Source organism: Streptomyces sp. NPDC028907 (genome assembly GCF_055564995.1).
The window spans coordinates 261,879-276,061 of sequence record NZ_JBVHVE010000013.1 but is presented as its reverse complement, the minus strand read 5'-3'; the positions used below and the strand labels follow the sequence as shown (position 1 = coordinate 276,061).

The 14,183-nt window shown below is 71.1% G+C and carries 12 protein-coding genes; 6 read left to right on the top strand and 6 right to left on the bottom strand.

Annotation, left to right across the window (positions count from 1 at the left end):
- Nucleotides 1–166: 166 nt before the first annotated feature.
- Nucleotides 167–1,402, bottom strand: a complete 1,236-nt coding sequence (locus ACZ4UU_RS34420; protein WP_471907300.1) for an epoxide hydrolase family protein — start codon at nucleotides 1,400–1,402, stop codon at nucleotides 167–169.
- 292 nt (nucleotides 1,403–1,694) lie between these two features.
- Nucleotides 1,695–1,859 carry a hypothetical protein gene (locus ACZ4UU_RS34415; RefSeq protein WP_471907299.1) on the bottom strand — a complete coding sequence of 55 codons (165 nt, stop codon included), beginning with the start codon at nucleotides 1,857–1,859 and terminating at the stop codon, nucleotides 1,695–1,697.
- A 245-nt stretch (nucleotides 1,860–2,104) separates the two neighbouring features.
- On the opposite strand from ACZ4UU_RS34415, the gene ACZ4UU_RS34410 reads away from it, so the two are divergent.
- The gene (locus ACZ4UU_RS34410; protein WP_471907298.1) at nucleotides 2,105–3,028 is read left to right on the top strand and encodes an LLM class F420-dependent oxidoreductase; all 924 of its coding nucleotides are present in this window, start codon (nucleotides 2,105–2,107) and stop codon (nucleotides 3,026–3,028) included.
- A 76-nt stretch (nucleotides 3,029–3,104) separates the two neighbouring features.
- On the opposite strand, the gene ACZ4UU_RS34405 is transcribed toward ACZ4UU_RS34410, so the two are convergent.
- Nucleotides 3,105–3,896, bottom strand: coding sequence for an SAM-dependent methyltransferase (locus tag ACZ4UU_RS34405; RefSeq protein WP_471907297.1), 792 nt, complete (start codon nucleotides 3,894–3,896; stop codon nucleotides 3,105–3,107).
- A gap of 151 nt (nucleotides 3,897–4,047) precedes the next feature.
- On the opposite strand from ACZ4UU_RS34405, the gene ACZ4UU_RS34400 reads away from it, so the two are divergent.
- Complete coding sequence (locus tag ACZ4UU_RS34400) at nucleotides 4,048–5,550, top strand: 3' terminal RNA ribose 2'-O-methyltransferase Hen1 (protein WP_471907296.1); 1,503 nt, start codon at nucleotides 4,048–4,050, stop codon at nucleotides 5,548–5,550.
- Nucleotides 5,547–8,099: a polynucleotide kinase-phosphatase gene (locus ACZ4UU_RS34395; RefSeq protein WP_471907295.1), complete on the top strand. Its 2,553-nt coding sequence runs from the start codon at nucleotides 5,547–5,549 to the stop codon at nucleotides 8,097–8,099. Before ACZ4UU_RS34400 ends, ACZ4UU_RS34395 begins: the two co-directional genes overlap by 4 nt.
- A 25-nt stretch (nucleotides 8,100–8,124) precedes the next feature.
- Here the strand turns inward: ACZ4UU_RS34395 and ACZ4UU_RS34390 are convergent, their stop codons facing one another.
- Both ACZ4UU_RS34390 and ACZ4UU_RS34385 read right to left on the bottom strand, forming a co-directional pair.
- Complete coding sequence (locus ACZ4UU_RS34390) at nucleotides 8,125–9,024, bottom strand: diacylglycerol kinase catalytic domain-containing protein (protein ID WP_471907294.1); 900 nt, start codon at nucleotides 9,022–9,024, stop codon at nucleotides 8,125–8,127.
- Nucleotides 9,021–10,058, bottom strand: a complete 1,038-nt coding sequence (locus ACZ4UU_RS34385; protein ID WP_471907293.1) for an SPFH domain-containing protein — start codon at nucleotides 10,056–10,058, stop codon at nucleotides 9,021–9,023. Before ACZ4UU_RS34385 ends, ACZ4UU_RS34390 begins: the two co-directional genes overlap by 4 nt.
- 135 nt (nucleotides 10,059–10,193) lie before the next feature.
- Between ACZ4UU_RS34385 and ACZ4UU_RS34380 the strand changes: the two genes are divergently transcribed.
- A complete protein-coding gene (locus ACZ4UU_RS34380; RefSeq protein ID WP_471907292.1) occupies nucleotides 10,194–11,417 on the top strand; it encodes an arginine deiminase in 1,224 nt (407 codons plus the stop codon).
- Nucleotides 11,418–11,479: 62 nt separating this feature from the next.
- On the top strand, nucleotides 11,480–12,487 hold the full coding sequence (argF, locus tag ACZ4UU_RS34375; protein WP_471907291.1) for an ornithine carbamoyltransferase: 1,008 nt from the start codon (nucleotides 11,480–11,482) through the stop codon (nucleotides 12,485–12,487).
- A 109-nt stretch (nucleotides 12,488–12,596) separates the two neighbouring features.
- On the opposite strand, the gene ACZ4UU_RS34370 is transcribed toward argF, so the two are convergent.
- The gene (locus tag ACZ4UU_RS34370; RefSeq protein ID WP_471907290.1) at nucleotides 12,597–13,049 is read right to left on the bottom strand and encodes an ATP-binding protein; all 453 of its coding nucleotides are present in this window, start codon (nucleotides 13,047–13,049) and stop codon (nucleotides 12,597–12,599) included.
- Nucleotides 13,050–13,353: 304 nt separating this feature from the next.
- Here ACZ4UU_RS34370 and ACZ4UU_RS34365 point away from each other — a divergent pair, with 304 nt between their 5' ends.
- Complete coding sequence (locus ACZ4UU_RS34365) at nucleotides 13,354–14,181, top strand: enoyl-CoA hydratase family protein (RefSeq protein WP_471907289.1); 828 nt, start codon at nucleotides 13,354–13,356, stop codon at nucleotides 14,179–14,181.
- Nucleotides 14,182–14,183 lie beyond the last annotated feature (2 nt).

Sequence of the window (14,183 nt, the reverse complement as noted above, 5' to 3'; positions counted from 1 at the left end):
GTGGGTGGTGGGTCGGGGTCGCGCCGGGGGGTGTCCGTCCTCGGTCCGGCGGGCGGGCGTAGGCCAGGAGGTGCCGCGTGTTGACACCGGACTCTGCGGGCGGACACCCCCCGACACGTCCCCTTGCCGCCGTGGGCGACCGCGGCGCCGTGTGGGGAGGGTGTTCTCAGGGCCTGCGGTCGTGGAAGGTGCGGCGCAGGTCGCTCACCCAGGCGTCGGGGTTCTCCCAGGGGATGAAGTGGCCGCCGTGGTCGTGGGCGTTGACGTTGACGTGGTTGAACCAGGCGGCCTGGGGGCCGGTCTTGAAGACCTGGACGCGCTCGTCGGCGGTGTGGACGCCGGGCGGGTTCTCGTACGTGACGAAGGTGAGGCCGACCGGGGCCTGGACGACCGGGGTGCGGTCGTGGGCGGGGGCCCAGGGGTAGCGGTTGGCGTTGGCGTAGTAACGCATCGACGTGGCGATGGAGTTGTTCGCCCAGTAGATCGTGGCGTGGGTGAGCAGGTCGTCCTTGGTGAAGACGGACTCGATGTCGCCGCCGTTGTCGCTCCAGGCGTTCCAGCGCTCCAGCAGCCAGGCGAGCAAGCCGGCGGGGGAGTCGCTCAGCCCGTGGGCCAGCGTGGCGCCGTCGAGCATGTGCACGGCGAGGTGGGACGCCCAGCGGTGGTCCTGGTCGACGATGCGGGCGCGGACGTCGGCGGGGAGGTCGTCGGTGAGGGGGCGGTTCCGGGCGAAGTCCCAGGCACGGGGGCCGGAGAAGAAGTCGAGCGGCAGCCCCGAGCCGATGTGGATGCCGTAGAGCTCGTCGGCGTACTTGTGGCCGAGCTGGCTGGAGACGATCCCGCCGATGTCGCAGCCTGCGGCGGCGTACTTCTCGTACCCCAGGGTCTCGGTCATCAAGGTGTGCCAGAGGTCGGAGACCTTCCAGAAGTTGACGTCCGGAAAGCCGGTGAGCGGGCCGGGGAAGCCGAAGCCCGGCAGGGACGGCACGATGACGTCGAAGGCGTCGGTCGGGTCACCGCCGAACGCGGCCGGGTCGGCGAGCGGATCGATCACCTTCGACCAGTGCCAGAACGTCCATGGCCAGCCGTGGGTGAGGATCAACGGGATCGGGCGGGGGCCGCGTCCCGGCTTGCGCATGAAGTGCACCGGGACCCCGGCGACGCTCACCTGGTAGTGCGCGTAGGCATTGATGTCGGCCTCGGCCTTGCGCCAGTCGTAGCCGTCCCGCCAGTGGGCGACCAGCTCACGCAGATAGCCGGCCGGGACGCCGTAGGACCAGTCCCCGTTCCCCTCGTCCAGCGGTGGGCGGGTCAGCGCGAGACGGGTGCGCAGGTCGTCGAGGACCTGGTCGGACACATGGATCGGGGTGGGCTCCAGGGGAAAGGCGTGCGGGGTGGTCATGGCGTGGTTCAACCCTCCATCAGCGACTCCGACGACGCGACCATTCCACATGGGGCCACGGCGCCGGCCCACTTCCAGTCCGTCCGGCGTCTGGGGACGAGGCCGTCCCGAGCCCCCACCCACCCGCAGGGCGCTACGCCGCCCCAGGCACTTCCAGCCCGTCCGGCGTTCGAGGACGAGGCCGTTCAGGCCGATGGGGGTCCAGGGGGCGGAGCCCCTGGTGGGGTCGAAGGGGCGGAGCCCCTGGGGATGGGACGGGTAGGGGCGGCGGGGGCGAGGGACGTCCCGCGTGTCAGCCCGCGTCGCCGTCCTGCCGTGAGGCCCCCGTCGACTGAAGGTCCGCGTCCAGGGCCGACAGGTCCGCGTTCAGGGCAGCCATCAGCTCCTCCATCTGCTGCAGCAGTCCCTTGGGCTGACCGGCACCGGTGGTGTGCTGTGGTGCGAGTTCCTCGGACATGACGGCCTCCTCGGCCTCCGGCCCCCCCAATGACAGCGGGCCGACACGGTGACGCCCCGGCGGTCGGAAGGACGGGGGCGGGCGCCGGGCGGTCCGGCTCCGTTCGAGCCAACGATCACCCTCGGGGCCGGTCACTGGCCCTGGCAGCGGCCGGCACGGGCGTTGACGGAATTCACCCGACCGTGGACGCGAGGGGCAGGGAGCCCCGTGCGGTTGACGGCTGTCGAGGCGTGCAGGATGGAGGCATGGATCTTCGCATCTTCACCGAGCCCCAGCAGGGGGCCACCTACGACACCCTTCTCACCGTGGCGAAGGCCTCGGAGGATCTTGGGTTCGATGCCTTCTTCCGGTCCGACCACTATTTGAAGATGGGCTCCGGCGACGGGCTTCCCGGACCCACCGACGCCTGGATCACGCTTGCCGGCCTCGCACGGGAGACCAATCGGATTCGGCTCGGCACCCTGATGACCGCCGGCACGTTCCGGCTGCCCGGAGTGCTCGCCATCCAGGTCGCCCAGATCGACCAGATGTCCGGCGGCCGTGTCGAACTCGGCCTGGGCGCCGGATGGTTCGAGGAGGAGCACAAGGCGTACGGCATCCCGTTCCCGAAGGAGAAGTTCGGGCGGCTGGAGGAACAGCTCGCCATCGTCACGGGGCTCTGGGAGACGCGGGTCGGGGAGACCTTCGACTTCAAGGGCGAGCATTACACGCTCAGCGACTCGCCCGCCCTGCCCAAGCCCGCGCAGGACAAGATCCCCGTGCTCATCGGCGGCCACGGCGCCACCCGCACCCCGCGCCTGGCCGGCCGCTACGCCGACGAGTTCAACATGCCGTTCGCCTCGGTCGAGGACAGCGAGCGGCAGTTCGGTCGGGTGCGTGCCGCGGCGGAGGCGGCGGGGCGCAAGGGCGACGACCTCGTCTACTCCAACGCCCTCGTGGTGTGCGTGGGCAAGGACGAGCAGGCGGTCGCCCGTCGTGCCGCCGCCATCGGGCGTGAGGTCGACGAGCTGAGGCGCAACGGGCTGGCCGGCTCCCCGGACGAGGTCGTCGAGAAGATCGGCCGGTACCAGGAGATCGGGTCGCAGCGGATCTACCTCCAGGTCCTCGACCTGGATGACCTGGACCACCTGGAGCTGATCTCCTCGCAGGTGCAGTCGCAGCTGTCGTAGGGCTGACTCGGCGGAGTTCGTGGTGCCGTCCGGCGGATCGGGCCGTTCCCGGTGCGATCCGCCGGACGCGGGCCTGTCATGGTTTACGGGCGACGCCCACGTAGAGCGGTATGTCGTCGCTCCCGGGCTGCTCGCCCAGCTCCGGGTGCCAGTTCGCGGCGAGCACCACGCCGGGGGCCAGCAGGTCGAGCCCCGCGAAGAAGGCGGCGAAGGCTTCGTGCGAGCGCACCTGGGCCGGGGTGCCGCCTCTGCGGTAGACCTCGACGACGCGCTCCCAGGTCTCCGGGTCGAAGTCCCCGGTCGCGTGCGACAGCGTCACATGGCTCCCGGGTGCGAGCGGCTCGATCAACTCGCCGACGATCCGCGCCGGTTCGTCCTCGTCCGGTACCAGGTGCAGGAGCGCCACCAGGGACAGCGCGATCGGCTGGGTGAAGTCGAGGGTTCGGCGTGCCTGCTCGAGGATCTTTCCCGGCTCCCGTACGTCGCCGTGGACGTAAGCCGTCCTTCCCTCGGGTGTGCTGTGCAGCAGGGCCTCGGCGTGCCGCAGGACGATCGGGTCGTTGTCGGCGTACACCACGCGGGCGTCCGGGGTGATCCCCTGCACGATCTGGTGGAGGTTCGGCTCGGTCGGGATGCCGGTTCCTATGTCGAGGAACTGGCGTACGCCTCGCTCGGCCAGCAGTCGGGAGGCGCGGTGCATGAACCGGCGGTTGGTCCGCGCCATGTCCCGTACGTCAGGGAAGAGGGAGACCACCTGCTCGGCCGCCTCCACGTCGACCGGGTAGTTGTCCTTCCCGCCGAGGAAGTAGTCGTACATGCGGGCAGAGTGGGGCTTGCTGGTGTCCAGCCGTAACCCGGTGTCTGTCATGGGGGCCTCCGCTTCATACGTGGGCGCTCAGGCGTACGCCGTTCGAACGCCCGGACGTTCGGGAGGCTAGCGAAAATTCCCCAGTGGTGTGCTCGCCCGCTCTGTACGGTGGGCGTATCCGCAGTTCAGACCACTACTAAGGCCACCCACTGTGTTCCTGACCATCACCACCACCGGCACTCCGGAGCGTCCGGCCACCGATCTCGGCTTCCTGCTGCACAAGCATCCCGAGAAATCGCAGGCCTTCTCCACCTCCTACGGCAAGGCGCACGTCCTCTACCCGGAGGCGGACGCCGAGCGCTGCACGGCGGCGCTGCTGCTGGAGGTGGACGCCGTGGCGCTGGTCAGGCGGGGCAAGGGCAAGGGGCGGGGCGGCGCGCCCGACGCGGCGCTCGCGCAGTACGTCAACGACCGGCCGTACGCCGCCTCCTCGCTGCTCGCGGTCGCGCTCAGCAGCGTGTTCTCGAGTGCCATGCGGGGTGTGTGCAACGCACGGCCGGGGCTTGTGGCGCAGCCGCTGCCCCTGCGGATCGAGGTGCCCGCGCTTCCGGCCCGCGGCGGACCCGAACTCGTACGACGGCTCTTCGAACCGCTCGGCTGGGCGGTGACCGCCGAGCCGGTGCCGCTGGACGTGCGGTTCCCCGAGTGGGGTGACTCGCGGTACGTGCGGCTCGTCCTGGAGTCGGAGACGCTGACCCTCGCCGAGGCCCTGCGGCATCTGTACGTCCTGCTGCCGGTCCTCGACGACGCCAAGCACTACTGGGTCGCCTCCGACGAGGTCGACAAGCTGCTGCGGGCCGGTGAGGGCTGGCTGCCGGACCACCCGGAGCAGAAGGTGATCACCAGCCGGTATCTGTCGCGCCGCTGGTCGCTGACCCGGCAGGCGATGGAGCGGCTGGAGCTGGTGCGCCTGGCGGAGGCCGACGACAGCGAGGTCGAGGACATCGACAACGCCGTCGAGGCGGAGGGGGAGACGGAGGAGAAGCCGACCCCGCTCGCCGTGCAGCGGCGGGACGCGATCATCACCGCGCTGAAGGCGTCCGGTGCCGCGCGCGTGCTCGACCTCGGGTGCGGGCAGGGGCAGTTGGTGCAGGCGCTCCTCAAGGACCCGGCGTTCACCGAGATCGTCGGTGTGGACGTGTCGATGCGGGCGCTGACCATCGCCGGGCGGCGGCTGAAGCTGGACCGGATGGGGGAGCGGCAGGCCTCACGCGTGAAGCTCTTCCAGAGCTCCCTCGCCTACACCGACAAGCGACTGGCGGGCTACGACGCCGCCGTGCTCAGCGAGGTCATCGAGCACCTCGACCTGCCGCGGCTGCCCGCCCTGGAGTACGCGGTGTTCGGCTCCGCCCGACCCCGGACGGTCCTGGTGACCACCCCGAACGTCGAGTACAACGTCCGCTGGGAGTCCCTCCCGGCCGGGCACGTCCGGCACGGCGACCACCGCTTCGAGTGGACCCGCGAGGAGTTCCGGGCGTGGGCGCGGGCGGTGGCCGAACGGCACGGGTACGGCGTGGAGTTCGTGCCCGTCGGCCTCGACGACCCGGAGGTGGGGCCACCCACCCAGATGGCCGTCTTCGAGATGGGCAAGGCCGAGACGGGCGCAGCCACGGAGAAGAACGACGTGAACGAGAAGGAGGCGAAGGCCGCATGAGCGAGAACACCACCCGGGCAACCGAGGGACGTCTCCTGCCCGTCACCGACCTCTCACTCGTCGTGCTCGTCGGCGCCTCCGGCTCCGGCAAGTCCACCTTCGCCCGCCGGCACTTCAAGCCCACCGAGGTCATCTCCTCCGACTTCTGCCGCGGCCTGGTCTCCGACGACGAGAACGACCAGAGCGCGACCCGGGACGCCTTCGACGTCCTGCACTACATCGCGGGCAAGCGCCTGGCCGCCGGCCGTCGTACCGTCGTCGACGCCACCAACGTGCAGCAGGACGCCCGCAAGCAGCTGATCCAGCTGGCGAAGCAGTACGACGTGCTGCCCATCGCCATCGTGCTCGACGTTCCGGAGCCGGTGTGCGCCGAGCGCAACGCGGCCCGTAGCGACCGGGCCGACATGCCGCGCCGCGTCATCCAGCGGCACACCCGCGAGCTGCGCCGCTCGCTCAGGCACCTGGAGCGCGAGGGCTTCCGCAAGGTGCACGTCCTGCGCGGTGTGGAGGACGTCGAGAACGCCACCGTCGTCACCGAGAAGCGCTTCAACGACCTGACCCACCTCACCGGCCCCTTCGACATCGTCGGCGACATCCACGGCTGTGCCTTTGAACTGGAGTCGCTGCTCGGCAAGCTGGGCTACGTCGACGGTGTGCACCCCGACGGCCGGACCGCCGTCTTCGTCGGCGACCTCGTCGACCGCGGTCCGGACAGCCCGGGCGTCCTGCGGCGCGTCATGGCGATGGTCAAGTCCGGCAACGCGCTGTGCGTGCCGGGCAACCACGAGAACAAGTACGGCCGCTACCTCAAGGGACGAGGCGTCCAGCACACCCACGGACTCGCCGAGACCATCGAGCAGATGGAGGGCGAGAGCGAGGAGTTCGTGGCGGAGGTACGGCAGTTCATCGACGGGCTCGTCAGCCACTACGTCCTCGACGGCGGCCGGCTGGTGGTCTGCCACGCCGGTCTGCCGGAGAAGTACCACGGCCGTACGTCGGGGCGGGTGCGCTCGCACGCGCTGTACGGCGACACCACCGGGGAGACCGACGAGTTCGGGCTGCCGGTGCGCTACCCGTGGGCCGAGGACTACCGGGGGCGTGCGGCGGTGGTGTACGGCCACACCCCCGTCCCGGAGGCCACCTGGCTGAACAACACCATCTGCCTGGACACCGGTGCCGTCTTCGGCGGCAAGCTGACCGCGCTGCGCTGGCCGGAGCGGGAACTGGTCGACGTACCGGCCGAGCGGGTCTGGTACGAGCCGGCCAGGCCGCTGCGGACGGAGGCACCGGGCGGGCACGACGGACGGCCGCTCGACCTCGACGACGTGCACGGCCGCAGGGTCGTGGAGACCCGGCACTCCGGCCGGGTGTCGGTCCGTGAGGAGAACGCGGCCGCCGCCCTGGAGGTCATGAGCCGCTTCGCCGTCGACCCGCGCCTGCTGCCGTACCTCCCGCCGACCATGGCGCCCACGGCGACGAGCCACATCGAGGGCTACCTGGAGCACCCGGCGGAGGCCTTCGCGCAGTACGCGGCGGACGGTGTCGAGCGGGTCGTGTGCGAGGAGAAGCACATGGGCTCGCGGGCCGTGGCGCTGGTGTGCCGGGACGCGGAGGTCGCACGCACGCGGTTCGGGGTCGACGGGCCCACCGGCTCGCTGTACACCCGCACCGGGCGCCCCTTCTTCGACGACGAGTCGGTGACGGAGACGATCCTGGACCGGGTCCGGGCCGCGGTCACCGAGGCCGGCCTGTGGGCTGACCTGGAGACGGACTGGCTGCTGCTCGACGCCGAGCTGATGCCATGGTCGCTGAAGGCGCAGGGCCTGCTGCGTTCGCAGTACGCGGCGGTCGGCGCCGCCTCCGGGGCGGTGTTCCCGGGTGCGCTGGCCGCGCTGGAGGGCGCCGCGGCGCGCGGCGTCGACGTGTCGGACCTGCTGGCCCGGCAGCGTGAACGGGCCGCCGACGCCGCCTCGTTCACCGAGGCGTACCGCCGGTACTGCTGGACCACGGACGGCCTGGACGGCGTACGCCTGGCACCGTTCCAGGTCCTCGCTGTCCAGGGCCGCAGCCTCGCCGCCCTTCCGCATGACGAGCAGCTCGCGCTGCTGGACCGGCTGGTGGAGCACGACGGCACGGGTCTCCTGCAGACCACCCGGCGGCTGTACGTCGACACCGGTGACCCGGAGTCGGTGCGGGCCGGTGTCGACTGGTGGCTGGAGATGACCGGCCGGGGCGGCGAGGGCATGGTCGTCAAGCCGCTGGGCGCGGTGGTGCGGAGCGGTGAGGGGCGGTTGGTCCAGCCCGGGATCAAGTGCCGGGGACGCGAGTACCTGCGGATCATCTACGGTCCGGAGTACACGCGGCCGGACAACCTGGCCCGGCTGCGGCAGCGGTTCCTCAACCACAAGCGGTCCCTCGCCATCCGCGAGTACGCCCTCGGCCTGGAGGCCCTCGACCGGCTGGCCGAGGGGGAGCCGCTGTGGCGGGTGCACGAGGCGGTGTTCGGGGTGCTGGCGCTGGAGTCGGAGCCGGTCGACCCCCGGCTGTGACGGTCGGCGGCCGTTCACCGTACGGTCAGCCGACGAGCCGCAGCCGCTCCCGGCACACGCCCACCCGCAGGGTCTGACCCCAGGTCAGCTCCACCGCGTCCGTGTCCATCCCGTCCCCGAACGCGACCAGCCGTTCGGACTCGACGGTGAGGTGGAGGCGGTGCGCGGCGGAGAGTTCCCCGGCCACCAGTGACGTACCGGTGGCCGGGGAGGGCCAGGCCTCCCGTACGAACCACAGCAGGCGTTCCTCGGTCGGGGCGGGCAGCCGCTGCCGCCCGCCCCGCTCCTGCCACACCGACCGGATCCATCCGGTCGCCCCCGTCCCGGTGCCGATCAGCACCCCGGACGAGGCCTGGGCCTCGACGACACCCCCGTCGTCCTCCAGGCCCAGGCGGTATCGGGCCGTCTGGTGGCCGACGGCGCCCAGGTAGATCTCGTTCAGGGCCACCAGCCGCTGGGTGTCGTCGGCGACGGCCTCCACCATGATGAGCTCGTCGCAGCGGACCCCTCCCGACTGTGTGGCCGCGAGCAGCCGGCCGGTGTCCTCGGGGCGATGGCGGACCAGGACGCCCGGGTTGCGGCCGGGGTCGGTGTCGATGCCGAGCACCGGCTGGCCGGCCAGGTACTTGGCCACGTTCGCGACCAGCCCGTCCTGGCCGACCACGACGACCACGTCCTCCGGCGCGAACAGGAAACGGTCCAGGTCGGCCCGCTCCACCCGGGTCTGACGCCAGGTCAGCGGGATCGCCGAGGCAACCCGCGTCAGCGCCTCGCGCGTGCGGCGGTGGCGTTCGGCGACCTCCGTGATGTCGCGCCCCCGGGAGGAGAGGAAGAAGGCGGCCTGGCCGTGGGTGCCGTGCCGGGCCACCAACTCCTCGTACTCCGTGGTGCGATGGACGAGGACGACCCGCGGGGCGAGGCTCACGCCTGCTCCCGCGCACCGAGCCTGGCGAGCAGTCCGGTCAGCACGTCCGGCGACAGCGTCACGCTGTCGATCCGCGGCAGGTTCTCAGCCAGCCGTGTCCCGGTCAGGGCGTGCAGCGTCGCCACGTCCACCTCGGCGTGCACCCGCAGCCATGCCGCCTGGGCCTGTGCCCGGGCTTCACCGACCTCGCGCGCGCCCTCGGCTTCCGCTCCGGCCAGCCGTACGGACCGCTTGGCCTCCGCTTCCGCGAGCCGCACCGTCCGTGCCGCCTCCGCCTCGGCCCGTACGGCGTCGGCGGCCGCGTGCTCCTCGGCCTCCCGGCGCGCGTTCGTGCCCCGCTGGTCGACCAACTGCTCCTCGCGGCGGGCGAGTTCGATCTGGCTGGCGAGTTCGTTCTCGGCGATGGCACGCTCCCGCTCGACGGCGACCGCACGCCGCTCGTACGTCGCCCGGTCCGCCTCCTGCTGGATCTGCTCGCGGGCCGGAGTGCGCAGCGCCCGCTCCACCTCCGGTTCCGGACGCAGCGCCACGACGCGTACGGCGACCACCTCGATGCCGGTCGCCGGGAGCCGGGGCTCGCCGGCCAGGCCAGCCGCGATCCGCTCCCGTACCGCCGTGACGCCGTCGACGAGGGCCGCCGACAGCGGCGTACGGGACAGGACGTCCAGCGCGTGCTGCTGGGCCGTCTCCGTCAGCAGCGTCCCCAGCTGCTCCAGCGGGGTGCCCCGCCACGCGCCCGTGTCCGGGTCGACGGAGAAGTCCAGGCGGGTCGAGGCCAGTGCCGGGTCGCTGACGCGGTAGGTGACCGTCGCCTGGACGGCCACGTCCTGGAAGTCGGACGTACGGGCATGGAAGGTCATCGCCAACTCGCGGTCGTCGACCGGCACTTCGGAGAGCGCGGCGGTCAGTGCCCGGTACCAGAAGCTGAGTCCCGGGCCGTCGTGCAGCAGCTTTCCGCCGCGGTGGTGGCGGATGTGCGCCGTGGGCGCGCCGCGCAGATGGCGCCAGCCGAGGCGCCGGGTGATGTCGGCCATGGGATCCCCTCCACGATTTCTCGTCATGTGGACGATAATCGCGAGCCCGGGTTGTCGTCAAGAGGACGAGAACGAGAGGAGGTCAAGGCGGGCAAGCAGGGGGTGAAGACGGCCCCCGATGGTCAGGATGGAGTCATGGGATTCCATGTCGACTCCGAGGCCGGGCGGCTGCGCCGCGTCATCCTTCACCGGCCCGACCTCGAGCTCAAAAGGCTCACCCCCAGCAACAAGGACGCCCTGCTCTTCGACGACGTGCTGTGGGTGCGCCGGGCCCGCGCCGAGCACGACGGGTTCGCCGACGTCCTGCGTGACCGCGGGGTCACCGTCCACCTCTTCGGCGACCTGCTCACCGAGGCACTGGAGATCCCGGTGGCCCGGAAGCTCGTCCTGGACCGGGTCTTCGACGAGAAGGAGTACGGGGTGCTCGCCACGGACCACCTCCGTGCCGCCTTCGAGAGCCTGCCCTCCGCCGAGCTGGCCGAGGCCCTCGTCGGCGGCATGACCAAACGGGAGTTCCTGGAGGCGCACCCCGAGCCGACCTCCGTGCGCTTCCATGTCATGGAGCTCGACGACTTCCTCCTCGCCCCCCTGCCCAACCACCTCTTCACCCGTGACACCTCCGCCTGGATCTACGACGGTGTCTCCGTCAACGCCATGCGCTGGCCGGCGCGACAGCGCGAGACGGTCCACTTCGAGGCGATCTACCGACACCACCCGCTCTTCCGTGACGAAACGTTCCACGTCTGGTCCGAGGGACAGGCCGACTACCCCTCCACCATCGAAGGCGGGGACGTCCTGGTGATCGGCAACGGCGCCGTCCTCATCGGGATGAGCGAACGGACCACGCCGCAGGCCGTCGAGATGCTCGCCCACAAGCTGTTCGCCGCCGGGTCCGCGCAGACGATCGTGGCCCTCGACATGCCCAAGCGGCGCGCCCTGATGCACCTCGACACCGTGATGACGATGGTCGACGGCGACGTCTTCACCCAGTACGCCGGGCTCGGCATGCTCCGCTCCTACACCATCGAACCCGGCGCCGGCGACAAGGAGCTGAAGGTCACCGACCATCCGCCCGAGCACATGCACCGCGCCATCGCCGCCGCCCTGGGGCTCAGCGAGATCCGCGTCCTGACCGCGACCCAGGACGTCCACGCCGCCGAGCGCGAGCAGTGGGACGACGGCTGCAACGTGCTGGCCGTCGAGCCGGGTGTCGTCGTCGCCTATGAGCGCAACTCCACCACCAACACCCATCTGCGCAAGCAGGGCGTCGAGGTCATCGAGATCCCGGGGAGCGAGCTGGGGCGGGGAAGAGGGGGGCCGCGCTGTATGAGCTGCCCGGTCGAGCGGGAGGCCGTATAGAAATTCTAATGGTCGTATAGACTTCCAGTGTCCCTGTTCTCGTCCCACCCTGGAGCGCCCCCATGGCGACTGTCCCGAGCGCCCTCGCCGGCCGCCACTTCCTCAAGGAGATCGACTTCACCGAGCAGGAGTTCCTCGGGCTGGTCGAACTGGCCGCCGAGCTGAAGGCCGCCAAGAAGGCCGGGGCCGAGACGCAGTACCTGCGGGGCAGGAACATCGCGCTGATCTTCGAGAAGACCTCGACGCGCACGCGCTGCGCGTTCGAGGTCGCGGCCGCCGACCAGGGCGCCTCCACGACGTACCTCGACCCCTCCGGCTCGCAGATCGGCCACAAGGAGTCCGTGAAGGACACCGCGCGCGTGCTGGGGCGGATGTATGACGGGATCGAGTACCGCGGGGACAGCCAGGCGAAGGTGGAGGAGCTGGCCGCGTACGCCGGCGTGCCCGTCTACAACGGCCTGACCGACGACTGGCACCCCACCCAGATGCTGGCCGACGTGCTGACGATGACGGAGCACAGCGAGAGGCCGCTCAAGGAGATCGTCTTCGCCTACCTGGGCGACGCCCGTTTCAACATGGGCAACTCCTACCTCGTCACCGGTGCGCTGCTCGGCATGGACGTGCGTATCGTCGCGCCGGAGGAGTACTGGCCCGGTGACGAGGTCGTGGCCCGGGCCCGCAAGCTCGCGGAGGTCAGCGGCGCCGTCATCACGCTCACCGAGGACGTGGCCGAGGGCGTCCGGGGCGCCGACTTCGTCGCCACCGACGTCTGGGTGTCCATGGGGGAGCCCAAGGAGGTCTGGGACGAGCGGATCGCGGCGCTCGGCTCCTACGCGGTGACCATGGACGTCCTGCGCGCCACCGGCAACCCGGACGTCAAGTTCCTGCACTGTCTGCCCGCCTTCCATGACCTCGGGACGAAGGTCGGGCGCGAGATCTTCGAGAGTCATGGGCTGGAGTCGCTCGAGGTGACGGACGAGGTTTTCGAGTCGGAGCACTCGGTGGTCTTCGATGAGGCGGAGAACCGGATGCACACGATCAAGGCCGTGTTGGTGGCGACGCTGGGCTAGGGCTGCGCCGTAGGCGTGACGGCTGCCTGCCGACTGCCGGTCCGATGTGGCTGGTCGCGCCCGCGCGGCGGTAGCCGCAAATGCACTACGGCCCCGCGCCCCTGGGGCGTTACAGCGGCCGGCGTTGAACCGGTACGGTCGGCAAGCGGAACCAGACCGCCTTGCCCGAGTCCGTCGGTCGGTGGCCGCAGGACGAGCTCAGGGCGCGGATCAGGAGGAGACCGCGGCCGTGCTCCTGCCAGGGGTCGGGATCCTTGCCGCTCGGCTTGGTCAGATGGCCCGGCGGGGACGGGTCCGGGTCGTGGACCTCGACCTGGCAGCCGGAGGGCAGCAGCTCCAGCACGAGTTCTATCGGGCCGGCGCCCGCGGTGTGCTCCACGGCGTTCGCGACCAGTTCCGCCGTGAGCAGCTCCGCGGTGTCGCTGTCGGCGGTGTGCTCCAGCTCGGCCAGCGCCGTACGGACCAGAGCGCGCGCCACGGGCACGGCGGCGGCCGTGTGCGGAAGCGCGATACGCCAGGAGGCGGAGGCTGAGGGGCGATCTTGCAAGGCGGGTCCGTTCATGAGCAGGCTGTCCTGCTTTCAACCTTATGAATGGTACGGCGCCACCCCGCAGAGGCTTCCGAAGGGCACCGTTCGGGACCTTCGGCCCCGACTGAAGGGCGGCTTACCCGGGTGAACGGCCGGCCTCGCGCGGCTGATCCCACCGTTACGCGGGTGTCGACGAGCCGTGACGGATGTGACGGGGCCAGGTCACACCCGAATGGGTTATCGCGCAGTCGTGACGACAGTCAAAGTTGGGTGATAGCTTCGAGGGGTAGAGCTCAGTGATGCAGTGCCCGCCGTCCGCCCGAGGAGGCCGCACGTCATGAGTCCCTTCACCGGCTCCGCCGCCCGCACCTCCGACTGGAAGCATCTGCGGGTCGAGCACGCCGACGGGGTCGCCACCGTCACCCTCGCCCGACCCGAGAAACTCAACGCGCTCACCTTCGGCGCCTACGCCGACCTGCGCGATCTGCTCGCCGAGCTGTCCCGGGAGCGGGCGGTGCGGGCCCTGGTGCTGACCGGCGAGGGCCGCGGCTTCTGCTCCGGCGGCGACGTCGACGAGATCATCGGCGCGACCCTGTCCATGGACACCGCCCAGCTCCTCGACTTCAACCGGATGACCGGGCAGGTCGTCCGGGCGGTACGGGAGTGCCCGTTCCCGGTGATCGCGGCGGTGCACGGGGTGGCGGCGGGCGCGGGTGCCGTACTGGCACTCGCCGCCGACTTCCGGGTCGCCGACCCCACCGCCCGCTTCGCCTTCCTCTTCACCCGGGTCGGCCTGTCGGGCGGCGACATGGGCGCGGCGTATCTGCTGCCGAGGGTCGTGGGCCTCGGCCACGCCACCCGCCTGCTCATGCTGGGCGAACCGGTACGCGCCCCCGAGGCGGAGCGGATCGGCCTGATCAGCGAGATGACGGACGAGGGGAAGGTCGACGAGGCCGCGCAGGCCCTCGCCCGCCGCCTGGCCGAGGGCCCGGCCCTGGCGTACGCCCAGACCAAGGCGTTGCTGACGGCCGAGCTGGACATGCCGCTCGCGGCGGCGGTGGAGATGGACGCCTCGACGCAGGCCCTCCTGATGAACGGCGAGGACTACGCGGAGTTCCACGCGGCCTTCAGGGAGAAGCGCCCGCCGAAGTGGCAGGGGAGGTAGGG

Excerpts from the sequence above, each read along its gene's own strand:
- ACZ4UU_RS34420 (WP_471907300.1), bottom strand. The coding sequence starts at position 1,402 with ATGACCACCCCGCACGCCTTTCCCCTGGAGCCCACCCCGATCCATGTG.
- argF (WP_471907291.1), top strand. The coding sequence starts at position 11,480 with ATGGCGACTGTCCCGAGCGCCCTCGCCGGCCGCCACTTCCTCAAGGAG.
- ACZ4UU_RS34405 (WP_471907297.1), bottom strand. The coding sequence starts at position 3,896 with ATGACAGACACCGGGTTACGGCTGGACACCAGCAAGCCCCACTCTGCC.
- ACZ4UU_RS34365 (WP_471907289.1), top strand. The coding sequence starts at position 13,354 with ATGAGTCCCTTCACCGGCTCCGCCGCCCGCACCTCCGACTGGAAGCAT.
- ACZ4UU_RS34395 (WP_471907295.1), top strand. The coding sequence starts at position 5,547 with ATGAGCGAGAACACCACCCGGGCAACCGAGGGACGTCTCCTGCCCGTC.
- ACZ4UU_RS34385 (WP_471907293.1), bottom strand. The coding sequence starts at position 10,058 with ATGGCCGACATCACCCGGCGCCTCGGCTGGCGCCATCTGCGCGGCGCG.
- ACZ4UU_RS34370 (WP_471907290.1), bottom strand. The coding sequence starts at position 13,049 with ATGAACGGACCCGCCTTGCAAGATCGCCCCTCAGCCTCCGCCTCCTGG.
- ACZ4UU_RS34380 (WP_471907292.1), top strand. The coding sequence starts at position 10,194 with ATGGGATTCCATGTCGACTCCGAGGCCGGGCGGCTGCGCCGCGTCATC.
- ACZ4UU_RS34415 (WP_471907299.1), bottom strand. The coding sequence starts at position 1,859 with ATGTCCGAGGAACTCGCACCACAGCACACCACCGGTGCCGGTCAGCCC.
- ACZ4UU_RS34410 (WP_471907298.1), top strand. The coding sequence starts at position 2,105 with ATGGATCTTCGCATCTTCACCGAGCCCCAGCAGGGGGCCACCTACGAC.